Origin of the sequence: [Clostridium] scindens ATCC 35704, from assembly GCF_004295125.1 — a bacterium.
GTDB classification, from domain to species: domain Bacteria; phylum Bacillota; class Clostridia; order Lachnospirales; family Lachnospiraceae; genus Clostridium_AP; species Clostridium_AP scindens.
In genome coordinates, this window is sequence record NZ_CP036170.1 from 1904816 (window position 1) to 1923162 (window position 18347).

Annotated in this window: 19 protein-coding genes; 17 read left to right on the forward strand and 2 right to left on the reverse strand. The window is 47.5% G+C overall.

Annotated features, from left to right (window positions below):
• The 15 genes from HDCHBGLK_RS09720 to HDCHBGLK_RS09790 all read left to right on the forward strand — a co-directional run bounded on the left by HDCHBGLK_RS09720 (position 1) and on the right by HDCHBGLK_RS09790 (position 10687).
• The gene (locus tag HDCHBGLK_RS09720; RefSeq protein ID WP_004608151.1) at positions 1 to 828 is read left to right on the forward strand and encodes a DUF6179 domain-containing protein; all 828 of its coding nucleotides are present in this window, start codon (positions 1 to 3) and stop codon (positions 826 to 828) included.
• A 5-nt stretch (positions 829 to 833) separates the two neighbouring features.
• On the forward strand, positions 834 to 1238 hold the full coding sequence (locus HDCHBGLK_RS09725) for a DUF6323 family protein (RefSeq protein WP_130574656.1): 405 nt from the start codon (positions 834 to 836) through the stop codon (positions 1236 to 1238).
• Between the two features lie 83 nt (positions 1239 to 1321).
• A complete protein-coding gene (locus HDCHBGLK_RS09730) occupies positions 1322 to 1831 on the forward strand; it encodes a MarR family winged helix-turn-helix transcriptional regulator (RefSeq protein WP_004608153.1) in 510 nt (169 codons plus the stop codon).
• Positions 1828 to 2247, forward strand: a complete 420-nt coding sequence (locus HDCHBGLK_RS09735; protein WP_004608154.1) for an NADPH-dependent FMN reductase family protein — start codon at positions 1828 to 1830, stop codon at positions 2245 to 2247. Before HDCHBGLK_RS09730 ends, HDCHBGLK_RS09735 begins: the two co-directional genes overlap by 4 nt.
• Before the next feature lie 95 nt (positions 2248 to 2342).
• A complete protein-coding gene (locus HDCHBGLK_RS09740) occupies positions 2343 to 3467 on the forward strand; it encodes a helix-turn-helix domain-containing protein (RefSeq protein WP_004608155.1) in 1125 nt (374 codons plus the stop codon).
• Positions 3464 to 3664 (forward strand): PLDc N-terminal domain-containing protein, encoded by a 201-nt coding sequence (locus tag HDCHBGLK_RS09745; protein WP_004608156.1) that lies wholly within the window; start codon positions 3464 to 3466, stop codon positions 3662 to 3664. The genes HDCHBGLK_RS09740 and HDCHBGLK_RS09745 overlap by 4 nt, the downstream gene beginning before the upstream one ends.
• Entirely contained in the window at positions 3665 to 4567 is a 903-nt protein-coding gene (locus HDCHBGLK_RS09750) for an ABC transporter ATP-binding protein (RefSeq protein ID WP_004608157.1), read from the forward strand. It abuts the gene before it with no gap.
• Positions 4564 to 5337 carry an ABC transporter permease subunit gene (locus HDCHBGLK_RS09755; protein ID WP_004608158.1) on the forward strand — a complete coding sequence of 258 codons (774 nt, stop codon included), beginning with the start codon at positions 4564 to 4566 and terminating at the stop codon, positions 5335 to 5337. Before HDCHBGLK_RS09750 ends, HDCHBGLK_RS09755 begins: the two co-directional genes overlap by 4 nt.
• 71 nt (positions 5338 to 5408) lie before the next feature.
• Positions 5409 to 6614 carry a flagellin lysine-N-methylase gene (gene fliB, locus HDCHBGLK_RS09760; RefSeq protein ID WP_004608159.1) on the forward strand — a complete coding sequence of 402 codons (1206 nt, stop codon included), beginning with the start codon at positions 5409 to 5411 and terminating at the stop codon, positions 6612 to 6614.
• Positions 6605 to 7993, forward strand: a complete 1389-nt coding sequence (locus tag HDCHBGLK_RS09765; protein WP_004608160.1) for a M18 family aminopeptidase — start codon at positions 6605 to 6607, stop codon at positions 7991 to 7993. Before fliB ends, HDCHBGLK_RS09765 begins: the two co-directional genes overlap by 10 nt.
• A 27-nt stretch (positions 7994 to 8020) precedes the next feature.
• Complete coding sequence (locus HDCHBGLK_RS09770) at positions 8021 to 8308, forward strand: DUF6465 family protein (RefSeq protein WP_009247790.1); 288 nt, start codon at positions 8021 to 8023, stop codon at positions 8306 to 8308.
• Between the two features lie 176 nt (positions 8309 to 8484).
• Complete coding sequence (locus HDCHBGLK_RS09775; protein ID WP_039909984.1) at positions 8485 to 9363, forward strand: LysR family transcriptional regulator; 879 nt, start codon at positions 8485 to 8487, stop codon at positions 9361 to 9363.
• A 17-nt stretch (positions 9364 to 9380) separates the two neighbouring features.
• Positions 9381 to 9659, forward strand: coding sequence for a LysR family transcriptional regulator (locus HDCHBGLK_RS09780; protein ID WP_039909985.1), 279 nt, complete (start codon positions 9381 to 9383; stop codon positions 9657 to 9659).
• A gap of 5 nt (positions 9660 to 9664) precedes the next feature.
• Positions 9665 to 9934: an ABC transporter permease subunit gene (locus HDCHBGLK_RS09785; RefSeq protein ID WP_004608164.1), complete on the forward strand. Its 270-nt coding sequence runs from the start codon at positions 9665 to 9667 to the stop codon at positions 9932 to 9934.
• Between the two features lie 9 nt (positions 9935 to 9943).
• Positions 9944 to 10687 carry an amino acid ABC transporter ATP-binding protein gene (locus tag HDCHBGLK_RS09790; protein ID WP_004608165.1) on the forward strand — a complete coding sequence of 248 codons (744 nt, stop codon included), beginning with the start codon at positions 9944 to 9946 and terminating at the stop codon, positions 10685 to 10687.
• A 95-nt stretch (positions 10688 to 10782) separates the two neighbouring features.
• Here HDCHBGLK_RS09790 and carB read toward each other — a convergent pair whose 3' ends face one another.
• The gene (carB, locus tag HDCHBGLK_RS09795; RefSeq protein WP_004608166.1) at positions 10783 to 14010 is read right to left on the reverse strand and encodes a carbamoyl-phosphate synthase large subunit; all 3228 of its coding nucleotides are present in this window, start codon (positions 14008 to 14010) and stop codon (positions 10783 to 10785) included.
• 276 nt (positions 14011 to 14286) lie between these two features.
• Between carB and HDCHBGLK_RS09800 the strand changes: the two genes are divergently transcribed.
• A complete protein-coding gene (locus HDCHBGLK_RS09800; RefSeq protein WP_009247782.1) occupies positions 14287 to 15483 on the forward strand; it encodes a coenzyme F420-0:L-glutamate ligase in 1197 nt (398 codons plus the stop codon).
• Positions 15484 to 15620: 137 nt separating this feature from the next.
• On the forward strand, positions 15621 to 16913 hold the full coding sequence (gene guaA / locus HDCHBGLK_RS09805; protein WP_009247781.1) for a glutamine-hydrolyzing GMP synthase: 1293 nt from the start codon (positions 15621 to 15623) through the stop codon (positions 16911 to 16913).
• A 489-nt stretch (positions 16914 to 17402) separates the two neighbouring features.
• On the opposite strand, the gene HDCHBGLK_RS20000 is transcribed toward guaA, so the two are convergent.
• Positions 17403 to 17585 carry a helix-turn-helix domain-containing protein gene (locus HDCHBGLK_RS20000; RefSeq protein WP_334290412.1) on the reverse strand — a complete coding sequence of 61 codons (183 nt, stop codon included), beginning with the start codon at positions 17583 to 17585 and terminating at the stop codon, positions 17403 to 17405.
• Positions 17586 to 18347: the final 762 nt, after the last annotated feature.

An 18347-nucleotide genomic window follows, 5' to 3' on the forward strand; every position in this document is an offset into this window, starting at 1 on the left:
ATGGAATATGAGATGGAGGAACTGATTCCTCTGGTAAAGGAACTCTGTGACAGATATACGGGGAAGGAGAGCACATCCGTGACGTATGAGGCAGCCCAGCGGCTGATGGAAGCCGTGCTCTACTGTATTCATGAGACGACAGGGAGCGCAGAAGCGGCCGGCGTCTCGGACGGCAGCCGGTCGGCGAGAATGGCGTACGAGTATGGCTATGAACTGGCGGTTCAAAAGGTAGGACAAGCAAGAGAACGATATAATCGGATGGCAGCAAATTTTCGAAGTTATGGGAACAGAGCCTATGAGGAAACATTCCGGCAGGGAATTCCGGCATTCTTCCTATGGTATGACGTCCGGCTGAAGCCGCAGGATCATATCATTACCATGGATTATCCGGTAATGAAGAATCTGGAAGGGCTGTGCGGCATTGACGCCATATGGGAGTATCTCAGGTGCATGGAAGCGGAGCAGAAGTTTCTGGCAAGGTTCCCGGAAGACTATATCCGCCAGGTGAATGTGGCGCGCTGCGCAGACTATGAGGAATACTACATCAATCCGTGCAGGGTTATGCTCCGTCATGTCCTATGCTGTATGCTTGCGGACATTCCGGCAGATAAGATCCGGTTCGGGGAGGAGGACTATATGCGGCTGAAAGAGGAAGTGCAAAACCAGGACAGGGGAGGCCTAAAGAGAAGGCTGACGCGCCTTTTGTATGTGCTTGTGAAGCAGAAGTACTGTGAGGATGAGAAACTGTTTGGATATCTGGAATATGATATGGCAGACTTGGCTTTTGAACTTCAAAATTGGCTTTGGAAGCAAGCAGGCAGGAACTAAAGCGCGTGCTTGAATGCAACCAGGAGACGTTGAAGTACGGGCTTAGCCTGACGGAGTTCTGCGATTCCCAGTTCATCCAAAGCGGGGACTATGCGGATACCCTGACAAGGCTTCAGGAGATATTCTATCTGTATAAGAATGAATCCATGGACGAATTGACAGATCGGGAACTGCTGGAGATTATGAAGGAGAACTTTGAACAGATCTGCTACGGAGATCTGGAATACCTGGAGACAACCTGTCTGGAACGGTTCGCGGCTGCAGTCCGGGCAGGATATGAGACGGAATTCCAGAAGAAGGAGAGGGATGAGTATACGCTTAGGAAGAGCGGGAACGAGTATGAGAAATTTTCGGAAGAGACCAGATGGGAATTTGAACTGTACAGGATAAAATTGGAAGAGTCAGAATAGAAAAACCGGTTGACAAAAGCGTAACAAGTTACTAAAATGACAATAAGTAACTTGTTACGCTTTTGCAATATGAAAGGAGATTTATGAAAAAAGAGAATCCAGTTACATATGAGCGGATGGGAACCAGTCTTGACTGGATAAAGAAGTTGATTTTCGCGGGGATATTCATCCAGGAGAATAAGCTGCACGCAATATTTGACCGCTACAATGAGATGTCCAGCAAGCAGTGGCTTTTGATGGCAGTGTCGGCTTCGTTTGATGCGCCGCCGGTTCTGACTACGCTGGCAGGGGCCATGGGATGTTCCCGCCAGAATGTGAAGAAGCTGGCAGTCAATCTTGAGAAGGTTGGATATATCAAACTTGAAAAGTCGGATGCGGATGCCAGGGCGCTTTGCGTTAAGATGACAGCAAAGGGCATGAAGTTCGCGGAATATATGGCGGATGTCACGGATGACGTGCATGCTGCCATGTTCGGCGAATTTACGGAAGAGGAGATCCGCAAGTACTACCAATTATCTATAAAGCTGATGCACGGAATCAACCATCTGGAAGCGTATTTCCAGAATCAGAGAAAAGGAGAAGCAGAACTATGATCCGAGTCATGTATAAGAGCAGGAAGAATAATAAGAAAGTGGCGCAAGCTATGGCAGAGGCGCTGGGGATAGAGGCAGAGAGCATTGATGGAGCGAAGGATGTGAAAGCCGATCTACTGTTTCTGGGGTGCGCGATCCTGGCCGGAAACATCCGGCCGGAGATGGAACGGTTTGTAGAAGGACTGGATAGTGGCAGCGTTTCCAGGGTGGCTTTATTTTCATCCAATGGATATGGCACGGATCAGTTCGCAGCCTTGAGAGAGAAACTGAAGGCAAAAGGCATAGAAGTGGAAGATGAGGCGTTTTCCTGCAAAGGAAGCGCATTTATATTCAAGAACATGGGGAAGCCGGATCAGGAAGATCTGGAGGCGGCAAAGCGGTTCGCGCTATCCGTCAGGGATGGCAGAAGGAGTTAACCAATGGTTGATTTTATTTCCGTAAATATCGTATCATTCCATGGTGTTTTTCTGGATTCTTCCGTATACTTATAGCAAGAAAGGAGATGCGATATATGGATACATTGAATTTGGCAGAGAATCTGATCCGCCTGCGCCGGGAGAAAGAAGTCACCCAGGAAGAAGTGGCTAACTTCATTGGCGTTACCAAAGCGTCGGTTTCCAAGTGGGAGACGAAGCAAAGTCTGCCGGACATTCTGCTGCTCCCGGTGATTGCGTCCTATTACGGCGTGACGGTGGATGAACTGCTGGGATATAAGCCTCAGCTGGGGAAAGAACAGATCCAGAAGATCTATCATGACCTGGCGGCGGAATTTGCGGAAAAACCCTTTGAAGAGGTAATGGATGCAAGCAGGAAACTGGTTAAGAAGTATTACTCCTGCTATTCCTTCCTCTTGCAGATCAGTATTCTGTGGCTGAACCATTATACATTTGCCGAAGATCCAAAGAGCCAGATGAGGATCCTGGACGAGACGGTGGAACTGTGCACGCACATTATAGAGAATTGCAAGGATATCAGCATCTGTAATGACGCGACTGTTCTCAAAGCGATCATGGACCTGCAGCGAGGAAGACCCCAGGAGGTCCTGGATTCGGTGGAGGATATGCTGAGTCCCTACCGGCTGGCCAGCCAGAGCAGCGGGATTCTTATCCAGGCCTATCAGATGATAGGAGATATGGATAAGGCGGTCAGTTATACGCAGATCAGCATGTTCCTCCATCTGCTTTCTCTGGTAGAAGGCGCGACACAGTATATTGCGCTTCGTGCGCAGGATAAAGAGGCCTGCGAGGAGACGATCCGCCGGATGGACGGACTGATAGAATTATTCCAATTAGAAAGGCTGCATCAGAATATAGCGGCAGTCTATCACTACCAGGTGGCTGTCTATCAGTGCCAGCAGAAGGACATAGATGGGGTGCTCGCAAGGCTTAAGAGGTTCGTGGAGATTATCTGCGATCTGCTGGATCGTGAGGCAGCCTTGCATGGAGACGGTTATTTCAACCGTCTGGAAGAATGGTTCGAGGGACTGGATCTTGGAAAGCAGATGGTCAGAGATAAGAAACTGGTATTAGATAACGCTTGCCAGGCTTTGGAGAACACGGTATTTTCTCCGCTTATGGAAGATAGGCGTCTGGAAAGATTAAAAAGAGTATTGACGGAAAAGAGGGAGACATTATGAATATAAAGGATATGCTGCCATTTTTGATACCATTGGTCATTGTAGAACTGATTCTTGTGATTATCACGCTTCGACATATCTTCACGCACCAGCATTATAAGAGGGGGACCCGCGCGTTCTGGGTAGTGATGACCATCGTAGGGATGCAGTTTTGGGGACCAATTCTTTATTTTCTGCTGGGAAAGGAAGATGCTTAGATGGATATGCTGACATTATCCCATGTATCCAAGCGCTTTGGCGCAAACCAGGTGATCGATGACTTGAACTTTAAGGTTCCCGCGCATTCGATCTATGGATTTATCGGACAGAATGGGGCAGGAAAGACGACTACGATGAAGATGATACTGGGACTTCTTAAGGCGGATTCCGGAGACATCTTTGTAAATGGCGAGAAGGTCTGCTATGGGCAGAATAGGACGAACCGCTATATCGGCTACCTTCCGGATGTGCCGGAATTCTACTCTTACATGGCGCCGATGGAGTATCTGGCATTGTGCGGCGAGATTACGGGAATGAAGAAAACCCTGATTCGCAAGCGGTCTATGGAACTCCTGGAACTGGTAGGACTTGAGAAGTCCGATAAGAGAATCCAGGGATTTTCAAGAGGGATGAAGCAAAGGCTGGGCATCGCACAGGCCCTCCTTAACAGCCCAAAGCTTTTGATCTGCGATGAGCCTACGTCCGCGCTGGATCCGCTGGGAAGAAAAGAGATACTGGACATCCTTCTGGCCGTAAGGGAACATACCACCGTTGTGTTCTCTACGCATATCCTGTCGGATGTAGAGAAGACCTGCGATGAGATTGGCCTGCTCCATGAAGGGAAAGTGGCCCTTCATGGTACCATAGAAGAGATCCGGCAAATTCGGAAAAGCGATGGATTCGAAGCAGAGTTCAGGAATCCGGCGGATTCAGAAAAAGCCCTCCGGATATGGGCAGGAGGGGAGCGTAAGGGGAAGAATCTGATATTTTTTGCAAAGCAGGATGAGAAAGATATGGCATCAGCCATGCAAGGCATGTCAAAGACCGGAATCTATCCGCTTCGCATGGAAATGCGGGAACCTACGCTGGAAGCGCTGTTTATGGAGGTGGTAGGAAGATGAGGCAGTTAAGCGCATTTCTAAGAAAAGAAGGAATGGAACTCATCCGTACGGGTAAGATATGGATTCTTCTGATTATATTCATATTGTTTGGCATCATGAATCCGGCAATAGCCAAACTGACGCCCTGGATGGTAGAGACGATGTCGGACAGTCTGGCAGAGTCGGGGATGGTGCTGACGGAGGTTAAAGTAAATGCCATGACTTCATGGAACCAGTTCTACAAAAATATATCTATGGCGCTGATCATCTTTGCTCTGATGCTCAGTGGCATCCTGACAACGGAATACCAGAAGGGCACCTTGGTAAATATGCTGACGAAAGGCCTGATCAGGTGGAAGGTAGTCGGGGCAAAATCCATTGCCTCCATCGGTCTGTGGACGGTCTGCTACTGGCTGTGCTATGGTATCACATACGGATATAATATGTATTTCTGGAATAATGGCATCGCTTCTCATGTGGCCTTTGCGGCCTTCTGCGTCTATCTGCTGGGAATCTGGGTCATGCTCCTGATCCTGCTGATATCTACGCTGCTTAACACCGCTTCGGGGGTGCTGGCAGTAACGGGCGTAGCAGTCATCGCCAGTTATGTGGCCGGAATGTTCGGGAAGATTGGGGAATATCTGCCGATACGGCTGCTCTCTGCTGGTAATCTGCTGGCGGGCAGCATGTCTCCTGAGGATTTCTGGAAGGCGATAGCGGTGGCCCTGGCATCTGGCGTGGTGTTTTTTGTACTGTCAGTGGCGTGCTTTAATAGAAAGAATATTGGATAGACTGCCTGGGGAATTGCGATTCCCCAGGCTTGTGTTATAATATAATCCATAAATTAGAATGGAGATATATCATGCTATATACAATACCTGATTATTATCAGAATTTCAAATGCACGGCCGACCAATGCGAGGATACCTGCTGCGCCGGATGGCAGATTGCCATCGACAGGAAATCATTGGTCCGCTATGGAAAGGTGACCGGGAAGTTCCGCAGAAGGCTTAACCGTTCCATCCGGTGGCTGGAAGGGACATTCAAGCAGGGCAAGGACGGAAGATGCGACTTTCTGAATGAGGAGAACTTGTGCGATCTGTATTCTGCCCTGGGCAAGGAGAGCCTTTGCAGGACTTGCAGGCTGTATCCGAGGCATATCGAGGAGTTCGAAGGCGTGCGGGAAATCACGCTGTCCATCTCCTGTCCGGAGGTGGCGAGAATCCTGCTTAAGAAAGAAGAGCCGGCAAGGTTCCTGGAATACGAGAAGGAAGGCGAAGAAGCGTATGAAGATTTTGACCTGCTTGCCTATTCCAAACTGGCGGAGGGACGGGAGGTCATGCTCGATATCTTAAGGATGCGGGAACTTGGGCTTGAGTTGCGGGCAGGGCTCGTGCTGGCGCTGGCCCATGATATGCAGGTGAGGCTTAAAAAGGGAGAAGTGTTTTCCTGCGACCAGGTATTTGAACGGTACCAGAAGGAGAAGGCCAGGGAATTTATCAGACTGAAACTTATGGAGTCGGGAGACAATATAGAAGAAAGATATGCGTTTTCCAGGCAAATGTTCCAGAACTTGTACCAGTTGGAACTACTCCGGGAAGACTGGGAGTCTCATCTGCGCGAATCGGAGTACCTGCTGTATGGAAGCGCGGATGACAGTCAGGATGGCCGGGACGCCTATGGGAAGATGCACCAGGATTTCGCTGCGTGGCTTACGGTCAATATGCCGGAATGGGAGATCCAGTGCGAGCAGTTGCTGGTATATTTTATCTATACCTATTTCTGCGGGGCCGTCTATGACGGGAGAGCCTATGCGAAGATCCAGATGGCCGCGGTCAGCGTTATGCTGATCTACGAGATGCTGGCGGCAAGGTGGAGGAAGAATGAGAAGCAGCTGGACTTTGAGGATGTGGTGGAGATTGTCTACCGCTATTCCAGGGAAGTGGAGCACTCGGACCGGAATCTGGAAGCAATGGAGCAAATGATGGAAGAACAATTGATCCCATGGTTTTCAAAGGAGAGATGCAAGGAAAGGATTGAGGGAAAGGAAGGAAAGATATGGATGTAAATATGACAGGAAATACGGAAGAAAATACGCAAAGAGAGCAAAATCTGAAAACTGCGGGACAACTGTTTTCCTTTATACAGGCAAGTCCCAGCCCTTTCCATGCGGTTGCGAATATGAAGAGGGAATTGGACGCGCACGGATATGCCCAGCTTCTGGAAGGGGAAGAATGGAGGCTGGAAGAAGAGGGGAAATATTATGTCATCCGTAACGGGTCGGCATTAATCGCGTTTCGGATTCCAAAACGGGATTTCCTGGGATTCCAGATTATGGCCAGCCACAGTGATTCTCCAAGTTTCAAGATCAAGGAAAATCCAGAGATGGATGTGGAAGGGCATTATGTGAAGCTGAATGTGGAAAAGTATGGAGGGATGCTGTGCGCGCCATGGTTTGACAGGCCGCTGTCCGTGGCGGGAAGAGTCATCGTAAGGAAAGGAAGCCGTCTCGTAACAAGGCTGGTGAATGTAGACCGGGACTTGTGCATGATTCCGAATCTGGCGATCCACATGAACCGGGAGGCCAACGAAGGCTACAAATACAATGTCCAGAAAGATATGCTGCCATTGTATGGATGCGGAGAAGCTAGGGGAAAGTTCATGGAAGACATCGCCTGTGCAGCAGGCGTGGCGCAGGAGGATATGATAGGAAGCGATCTGTTTTTATATAACCGGATGGAAGGAAGCATCTGGGGAGCGCAGGAAGAATTTATTTCCATCGGAAGGCTGGATGACTTGCAGTGTGCCTTTGCATCCCTTCAGGCCTTCCTGGAGGAGGATGGCGGAGACAGCATTCCGGTACACTGCGTCTATGACAATGAAGAGGTGGGGAGCGGTACGAAACAAGGTGCGGGCTCTACGTTCCTTCTGGATACGCTGCTACGGGTCAATGAAGGGCTTGGGCGAAGCCCGGGCCGGTACCGCCAGGCGCTGGCATCCAGCTTCATGCTGTCTGCGGACAATGCCCATGGCGTACATCCCAATTATCCCGAGAAGGCCTGCCCGACCAATCGGCCTTATCTGAATGAAGGAATCGTGATAAAATACAGCGCGAACCAGAAGTATACCACGGATGGGATGGCTGCGGCAGTATTTACGCAGATCTGTGAAAGAGCCGGTGTACCAGTGCAGAAGTTTCTCAACCGTTCGGATATTCTGGGAGGCTCTACGCTTGGCAACATCTCGGGAACCCAGGTGGCGCTGAATTCGGTGGACATCGGGTTGGCCCAGCTTTCCATGCATTCTCCGTACGAGACGGGTGGCATAAAAGATACGGATTATCTGATCGCGGCGGCAAAGGAGTTCTTCCGGTCATCGGTGGTGGAAATAGGCAGCGGAGAATACCGCTCTTTGACTTCTGCTCCCAAAAGTACTATAATTCGATAGTAAATGACAGAAAGGGAGTTGGAAATCATGAGTAAAAGAATCGACAAGAAGAGAATGAAGAGACAGGCAAAAATCACATCTGCACCGCGTGATATGCAGGCATCGGCAGCAAAAGAGACAGAGAATATAGACTTCTACATCCAGTATCAGGGCCAGGAGTACCTAGAGCGGGAGATTATAGAGCGAATCAAGGGAAAATGCAAGGAAGAGGGGACTTTGACTGCAGGAAATGAAAAGTTATCTGTCTACCTGAAGCCGGAAGAAAAGAAAGCGTACTATACGTGCGATGGAGGTAATGGAGAGATAGACCTCTAGTCCAATACTGCAAATACCAGGAATAGTATTATGAAGTGATTCGTAATACTATTCCTTTTTCATTATGGCAGCCACCAGACTACAACATTTATTGCTAAAGCCTATGAGGATATCAGGAATTTCAATAAATACAGCGATTCTTTCTATGATAGAATAAGGTGGAATGGGAGGCTTTTATGGATTTACATAAGATGCAATATTTTAAAGATGTGTACGAACTGAATAGTTTTACGAAAGCTGCAAATAAAAACTTTGTGTATCAGAGCGCAGTTACCCAGCAAATTGCGTCGATTGAAAAAGAATTAGGCGTGCTTCTGTTTGAAAGGGAGCACGGAAAAATCACCCATACGCAGGCAGGGAAGATTTTTTATCAGGAGTGCCGGGATATATTGGATGAATATGAACATGTGTTGGAGGAAATTAAGAATCACTCATCGCATAAAGTACAGATCCAGAAAAAGTTAAAAATAGGATTTTCAGGTGTAATGGAGAATAACTTCATAATGCTGATCAATGAATATATGCGCAGGTATCCGGAGGTAAGGATTGATTTTATCGAAGGCAGTTATATGTCTTTATGCGAGAAACTTGTCAGCCAGGAGATTGATATTATATTCGGCGTGGCGTGTGAACTGGAAAATATTCCAGGAAAAGTCTGGAAGGTTCTTTTTACGGAGAATCAGAAGATTCTCCTGTCCAGGATGAATGAATTGGCAGAAAAAGATGTTTTGTCTATGGATGAACTTGGAAGTCAGACTTTAATCGTGCCTTCCAAGGATATGATGCCCAGTTGTCATAAAAAAGGAATGCAGTTATGTAAAAAAACAAAATATCGGATGAATATTGATTTTGTGGATTCTTTTGAAGCAGTAAAGATGAAAGTGGCAAGCAACCAGGGGATTACTTTTGTAATGAATTCATTTAAAACATATGACTATGATAGTTTCAAGAAAGTAAGGTTCTGTGATATTCATTTTGTCTGTACGCTGGGAATCACATATCTGAAGAATAATAAAAACCGGCTTATAGATAACTTTTCTAAAATCTTAGATTGAAAATGGGGAAGATATTGATGAATTTTCGTAAAATGCAATATTTTATAGATGTAGTAAGACTGGAAAGCATTACAAAGGCAGCGGAAAAAAACCATATTACCCAGTGCGCTATGAGTCAGCAGATCAAGTCTATAGAGGAGACGGTCGATGCTCTTCTGTTAATTCGACAGAGGAATCATATAACGGCGACAAAGGCTGGAATCATATTCTATACGTTCTGTCTGGGATGTCTGGAGCGTCACAATATTACTATAAAAAAAATCCAGGGCATGAGGCAGGGCTTTCAATTGGCCTGAGGCCGTTGGCTGTCATCCGCAAGATTATTCTCCCTCAGGCTGCCAGGATAGCTGTACCAGGACTGTCTAACAATTTTATCAATCTTTTTAAGTCGACTGCGATCGGCTTTATGATTGGCTATAAGGATATGATGGCAGTTGTCAGTATGGAGACGTCGCGTACCTACCGCTTCCTGGAAGGGTACTCTGCAGCCATGCTGATTTATTGGGGGATTATAACCGTACTATCCTTTATACAGAAACGGGTAGAAGACAAATTAAATCAAATATATTGAGGTTAAACTATGATAAAAGTCGAGGGCTTAAAAAAGAACTTTGGAACGCTTAAGGTCTTGGATGGAATATCCTTTGAACTGGAAGAGGGGCAGATCCTTGCAGTAATCGGTCCATCTGGAACAGGCAAATCAACATTGCTGCGCTGCATGAACTATCTGGAGAAGCCTACAGAAGGCGTAATAACTATTGACGACATTACGCTGGATGCTGCAAAAGCCAAAAAGGAAGATATATATTTACTTAGATCTCATACTGCAATGGTGTTCCAGAATTATAATCTGTTTAAGAATAAGACGGCATTGGAAAATATTATGGAACCCATGGTATCTGTCCAAGGTATTCCATGCCAGCAGGCCAGAGAGCGTGCACTGGAAATTCTAAAGGCAATCGGACTGACGGAGAAAGAAAATCATTATCCGTCGCAACTTTCCGGAGGACAGCAGCAGAGGATCGGAATTGGAAGGGCTATGGCGGTGAAGCCGAAAGTTATGCTGATTGATGAACCGACTTCTTCCTTGGATCCGGAACTGGTAGGAGAAGTCCTGGACCTCTTATTTAAACTGGCAAGGCAGCATACAACCATGATAATTGCTACACATGAGATGGAGTTTGCAAGGCATATTGCCGATCACGTTATTTTTATAGAAGAAGGAAAAATAGTAGAGGAAGGGGAGCCCGGCTCGTTCTTTGACTCGCCAAAGACGAAGCGCGCGAAACAATTTCTGAAGAAGTTTGAAGTAAAGAGGGACTGATAGAAGAGGAATAGTTAGGAAATAGAGCTTAGGAAAGATAAATCCGGGAAAGGCCTGTATGGGTCTATCCCGGATTTTGCTTTTAAGTATTAAGTTTAATTCTTATCTTTGATTTCGCTGTGCAATTGTTGCAATGACTCGACATCTCCGCTGCCATGCTCTTTCACGTAGCGGATTCCCTTGGCAGTTGCTCTTGCAGCCGCGATGGTGGTCATGTAAGGAATCTTGCCTTTGATGGCTGCCTTGCGCAGGTAACTGTCATCGTGGACGCTGTCCTTGCCTACCGGAGAGTTTACGATCAGGTCGATCTTGCCGTTGGTGATCATATCCAGGATATTCGGACGGCCTTCGTAGAGTTTCTTTACCTTCTCGGCCTCGATTCCCGCTTCGCGGATCAGATCACAGGTAGTTCCTGTAGCCACGATCTTGAATCCATCTTCGGCAAAGCTTCTGGCAATCTCTACGACCTCTGCCTTGTCCTTGCGGTTTACGGAGATCAGTACCGTTCCGTTAAGAGGCAGTTTGGACTGGGCAGCCTCCTGCGCCTTATAGAAGGCTTCTCCATAAGATGGAGACAGGCCCAGGACTTCTCCGGTGGAACGCATTTCAGGCCCTAATACCGGGTCGACTTCCTGAAACATGTTGAACGGGAATACGGCTTCTTTGACGCCGAAGTAAGGAATTATCTGTTCTTTTAATTCCGGTACCGGTGATGGACGTCCTGTGATGTCGGAAGTGATGATGTCCGTTGCCAGAGGCACCATGCGGATGTTGCAGACCTTGGATACCAGCGGTACCGTACGGGACGCGCGAGGATTGGCCTCCAGCACGTATACTTTTCCATTCTCGATGGCATACTGCATGTTCATCAGGCCCTTGACATGCATTTCTTCCGCGATCTTTCTTGTATATTCTTTGATGGTCCTTACATTTTCTTCGGAAATATGTACGGACGGGATGATGCAGGCGGAATCTCCGGAGTGTACGCCGGCAAGCTCGATATGCTCCATAACCGCTGGAACGAATGCGTGGGTTCCGTCGCTGATCGCATCTGCCTCGCATTCGAGGGCGTGGTTCAGGAACCGGTCGATCAGGATCGGGCGGTCAGGCGTTACGCCAACGGCCGCTTTCATGTATCCTTCCATACTTTCGTCATCATAGACAACTTCCATGCCGCGGCCGCCGAGAACATAAGATGGGCGGACCATGACCGGATAGCCGATCTCTCTGGCAATGGCCAGCGCTTCTTCAACGGTGGTTGCCATTCCAGATTCCGGCATAGGAATCTCTAATTTTTCCATCATCTCACGGAACAGGTCGCGGTCTTCTGCCAGGTCGATGACAGACGGCGAAGTTCCCAGAATCTTGACGCCATTCTTCTCAAGCTCGGATGCAAGGTTCAGAGGAGTCTGTCCGCCAAATTGGGCGATAACGCCAAGCGGCTTTTCCTTATTATAAATGCTTAACACGTCTTCCAGAGTGAGAGGCTCGAAATACAGCTTGTCAGAAGTATCGTAGTCGGTGGAAACCGTCTCTGGATTACAGTTGACGATAATCGTCTCGAATCCCAGCTTCTTAAGAGCCAGCGAAGCGTGTACGCAGCAGTAGTCAAACTCGATGCCCTGCCCGATACGGTTCGGGCCTCCGCCAAGAATCATGATCTTTGGCTTGTCTGTACTTACCGGATTCTTGTCTGGCGCATTATAAGTAGAGTAGTAGTAAGCGCTGTCAGGCGTTCCGCTTACGTGCACGCCTTCCCATGCCTCCTCCACACCAAGTGCCAGGCGGCGGCTGCGGATATCGTCTTCCGGAATCGCCAGGATCTGGCTTAGATACTTATCTGAAAAGCCATCCTTCTTTGCCGCGGTCAGCATCTCGTCGGATGGGAGGCTTCCCCTTCCGGCTGCCAACGCTTCTTCTTCCTCCACCAGTTCTTTCATCTGCTGGATAAAGTAAGTCTTAACCTTGGTGATCTCGAAGATTTCCTCTACAGTCGCACCCTTGCGAAGTGCTTCATACATGATGAAGTGACGGTCGCTGGATGGAGTGATCAGCATCTGGAGAAGCTGCTCCTTAGTCTTTGTGTTATAATCCTTGGCATAACCCAGGCCATAACGGCCGGTCTCAAGGCTTCGGATAGCCTTCTGGAAGGCTTCTTTGTATGTCTTGCCAATACTCATGACCTCGCCAACCGCGCGCATCTGGGTGCCAAGCCTATCTTCTACGCCTTTGAACTTCTCAAACGCCCAGCGGGCGAACTTGATTACGACATAATCCCCGTCCGGAACATATTTGTCCAAGGTTCCATACTTGCCGCATGGGATATCCTTAAGCGTAAGGCCGGTTGCCAGCATGGCAGATACCAGGGCGATCGGGAATCCGGTAGCCTTGGAAGCCAATGCGGAAGAACGGGAAGTTCTCGGGTTGATCTCAATGACGACGATACGGTCGCTGACAGGATCGTGGGCGAACTGTACGTTGGTGCCGCCGATAACCTGTACGGACTCTACAATCTTGTAAGCCTGTTCCTGCAGACGCTTCTGGCATTCCTCTGAAATAGTAAGCATCGGAGCAGAACAGAAAGAATCTCCGGTGTGTACGCCCAGGGGGTCGATATTCTCGATGAAGCACACGGTAATCATATTGTTGTCGGCATCGCGGACGATCTCAAGTTCAAGTTCTTCCCAGCCCAGGATGGATTCTTCTACCAGGACCTGTCCCACAAGGCTGGCCTGAAGGCCTCTTGCGCATACCGTCTTTAACTCATCTTTATTATATACCAGGCCGCCGCCTGCGCCGCCCATGGTGTAGGCCGGGCGAAGCACGACAGGATAGCCAAGGTCATCAGCGATTGCCAGCGCTTCTTCTACCGTGTAGGCAACTTCGCTTCTGGCCATCTCGATGCCAAGGGCATCCATGGACTTCTTGAATTCTATACGGTCCTCGCCGCGCTCGATGGCATTCACCTGTACGCCGATAACCTGTACGTTGTACTTTTCCAGAATGCCTGCCTTTGCAAGTTCTGAGCAAAGATTCAGCCCAGACTGTCCTCCCAGGTTTGGAAGAAGCGCATCCGGGCGCTCTTTGGCGATGATCTGCTCAAGCCTCTCTACATTTAATGGCTCTATGTAAGTGACATCCGCTGTCTCCGGGTCTGTCATGATGGTAGCTGGATTGGAATTGACCAGCACGATCTCATAGCCCAGCTTGCGCAGCGCTTTGCAGGCTTGGGTACCCGAATAGTCGAATTCGCAGGCCTGTCCGATGATGATCGGTCCAGAGCCGATAATAAGTACTTTGTGAATATCTGTTCTCTTTGGCATATGTATCCTCCTAATATGACATGCATGGCTTATGGAACACCCGGTTGCGTGTTCGATTGCGAGCCTCCAAAAACCCTTTATCCTCTATTATATAGTAGATTGAAAAAAAGGGAATAGGGAATTTTACCAAATATGGAGAAAAAACATGGAAAATTTCTCGATTTTTTGGCATAAAATATATTTCTTATAAAACTGTGAATTGTAAAAGCCTCTTTCTTATGATAAAGTGGGTATAGATAAATGTTGATTAAATTTATATGCAAGGGGATAAAAAACATGGAAAGAAGAGTAGGAACTATATCAAGAGGAATCCGCTGCCCGATTATCCGTGAAGGAGACAATCTGGCGGATATTATTGTTGAAAGCGTATTAGAGGCAGCAGAAAGCGAAGGATTCGAACTTCGTGACCGCGACGTGATTGCAGCCACAGAATCCATCGTGGCAAGAGCGCAGGGGAATTATGCGTCTATCGATGCGATAGCCAAGGATGTCAAGGCGAAATTGGGCGGAGAGACTATAGGAGTCATCTTTCCGATTCTGTCTAGAAACCGTTTCTCCATCTGTCTGAAAGGCATCGCAAAAGGCGCCAGGAAGGTAGTGCTCATGCTGAGCTACCCAAGCGATGAAGTGGGAAATGAACTGGTTTCCCTGGACAAGCTTGATGATGCAGGCATTAACCCGTACAGCGACGTGATGGATCTCGAGAAATACCGCGAGCTGTTCGGAGAGAATAAGCATCCATTTACTGGTGTGGATTATGTGCAGTATTACAGCGATCTGATCAAAGAGGCAGGGGCTGAAGTGGAGGTCATCTTCGCAAACCAGCCGCAGGAAATCCTGAAGCATGCCAAGAACGTGCTGACCTGCGATATACATACCAGGGCAAGGACCAAGCGCATCCTGGAGAAGAATGGCGCCGAAGTAGTTCTGGGACTGGACAATATCCTGACCTGTCCGGTGGACGGAAGCGGATGCAATGAACGCTTCGGGCTTCTTGGATCTAATAAATCAACGGAGGAATCCGTGAAACTGTTCCCAAGAGACTGCACAGACCTGGTACTGGAAGTGCAGGGCAAGATTCTTGAAAAGACCGGAAAGCATGTTGAAGTTATGGTATATGGCGACGGCGCTTTCAAAGATCCGGTAGGAAAGATCTGGGAACTGGCAGATCCTTGCGTATCCGTTTCCCATACCGAAGGGCTCAACGGCACGCCGAATGAAGTCAAATTAAAATATCTGGCAGACAATGATTTTAAAGACCTGAAGGGCGAGGCACTCAAAGACGCCATCTCCAAGAGAATCCAGGAGAAGGAAGACGACTTGGTAGGTGATATGTCTTCCCAGGGAACGACACCCCGCCGCCTGACAGACTTGATCGGCTCTCTGTGCGATCTGACCAGCGGTTCTGGAGACAAAGGAACGCCTGTGATCCTGGTACAGGGCTATTTTGACAACTTCACCACCGATAAATAAGCGGCAGCCAGGCAGATGCCAGTCGAATTAGAGGGTTAGACAAGTTAGATATAAGACAAGTCAGAGATAAGTCAAATCAGATACAAGATAATAATGGATTAGTGACAGGAAAAAATACTCAGGAGGAAATGAAACGAATGAAGCAGGATATGATTGTAATTCTGGATTTGGGCAGCACAGAGAATACGGTAGTTGCCAGAGAAATTCGCGATATGGGCGTTTACAGCGAGATTCATCCCCATGACATCACCCCGGAAGAACTGAACGGGCTGGATAATGTGAAGGGAATCATCTTAAACGGAGGAGAGAACCGTGTCGTAGACGGAGTAGCGGTGGATGTAAGTCCCGCACTCTATGATCTGGGATATCCGGTGATAGCAATTGACCATCCAACAGCCAAATGCGCGCAGAAACTGGATGCGCTTCCGGATGAGGCGACCCTTAAGAAATTCGTATTTGACGAGTGCAAGGCGGAGCCAAACTGGAATATGAAGAACTTCATCGCTGACCAGGTAGAACTGGTGAAGCGGCAGGTAGGCGACCGTAAAGTCCTTCTTGCCCTGTCCGGCGGCGTTGATTCTTCCGTTGTGGCAGCGCTGCTTCTGAAGGCAATCGGCCAGCAGCTGGTATGCGTGCATGTAAATCATGGCCTGATGCGTAAGAACGAGTCAGAAAGCGTAGTGGAGGTATTCCAGAACCAGCTTCACGCGAACCTTATCTATGTGGATGCCACAGAACGTTTCCTAGGCAAATTGGAAGGCGTGAAGGATCCGGAAGAAAAACGTAAGATTATCGGCGGAGAATTCATTCGCGTATTTGAAGAAGAAGCAAGAAAACTGGACGGAATCGACTTCCTCGGCCAGGGAACCATTTACCCGGATATCATCGAGAGCGGAACCAAGACCGCCAAGATGGTAAAATCCCACCACAACGTAGGCGGATTGCCGGAGGATCTGCAGTTTGAACTGGTAGAGCCTTTGAAGCAGCTCTTCAAAGACGAAGTCCGCGCTTGCGGAATCGAACTGGGACTGCCGCCGCACATGGTATATCGCCAGCCATTCCCGGGTCCGGGGCTTGGCGTCAGGTGCCTCGGCGCAATTACAAGAGACAGACTGGAAGCGGTCCGCGAATCGGATGCCATCCTGAGAGAAGAGTTTGAGAAAGCGGGACTGGATAAGAAAGTATGGCAGTACTTTACGGTAGTGCCGGACTTTAAGTCTGTAGGCATGAAGAACCATGCCAGATGCTTCGAATATATGGTAATCATCCGGGCAATCAATACGATCGACGCGATGACAGCCAGCATCGAGAAGGTTGACTGGGACGTGCTAGAGAAGATCACGAACAGGATATTGGCGGAAGTGGAGAATGTCAATAGAGTATGCTATGACATGTCGCCGAAGCCGCCGGCTACGATTGAGTTTGAGTAGTTGGCACTAGGCCAGAAAGCCTTTGTTTGGGCTTCCGGGCATCGGCGGTAGTGTAGCAAATTGGACCTGTTGACAAACTTCCTTTTTCTAATGCCGTTTTAGCATACGCTCTTTGAAATAGCGTAAAAAGGCTGGTAATCCGGTTCTTTATACCGCTTTTACCAGTCTTTTTAGATTTAATGCGGTTGCCGATAAGAGGCATTCTTCCGTCGCTTTCTGAAAGCCTCTTTTCTGGATTTAATTCAATTTATGTTCTCGTTTTAAAACCGCAAATGTCCCTTCAGCCCATATCTGCCTGAGACGAATGACTCTCAAATAATCACTGGTTCCTACTTTCTGGTTGTTCCGGTGAAAAGATGGATATTAGGCACTGGCATTGATCCTGACTGTATCCAAATCAGTGGCACAAGTCGAAAAACTTGGGCATTTTTTACATTAGATTCTGACATTGTTAGCAATTGCAATGGAACTGGAGCAAAAAGCACAGTTTCAGCCGGAGGATGTGGTTCTTACCGGGGGCAGTTGCTTTACCCAGGTGCTGAGTGTACTTCTGCTGATGCCATATTCACGTTCCAGTTGTGGATACGATTTTCCGTCGGCGTTATACAAATCAACAATTTGCTGTTTGAACTCCAGAGTATACGATTTTTGGTTTTTCGCCATGTTGAACATTTCCTTTGCTATTTCGCTTGCTATTATAGATGGTTCAACTTTTTCTGCCCACACTTATATACTAACACCACGAATTATTAAGTCCGAACACAGTAACATCAACCTGAATGTGATACGATTCTGACCTAATACTCTCGCTATGTTTGTAAATACATGGGAACAGCGGCATCTATTCAGTCTCCAAAAGCAGTTCTTTTCTTGATAATAGAGGATAAGCATATTATTTCTATTCATTATTCTAACCAAACACTGACACGATTGACCTAATAATTGACAACATAAGAGACATTTAGAGGAGTACGATGTTCAAGGAAATCTATGAAAAAATAATAGGATCCATACATCTATGTATGTGATCAATACGGAAGAGGTATCTATTATGACATCTAGGCCATTCCATTAGGAATTATTGGTATGAAATGGACTTTGACGGAGACGATATAGAATTTAATATATTTTATTTTCCAGAAATAGAATGATGCTACTCGTTAGGTTAGCTTTTGGGCGGTAATGCTTTTATAGTTTCCCGGGCATATAGATGTAGACGTCTCCGTATAATATAGATGGTATTTCCATGTTGTGTTCCTATCACTTTTGACAATGATATGATATAATTTATAGGCAATGGCAAGAAGGTGATAGTGAAGAAAATCTAAATCTTTTACATGATAATAGGATATATTTTCTTCAGCCTGATCTAATCATAATTCTATATCTATCAGTATTTTGTGAAATCTGAAATAGAGATATATTAAATAAAAA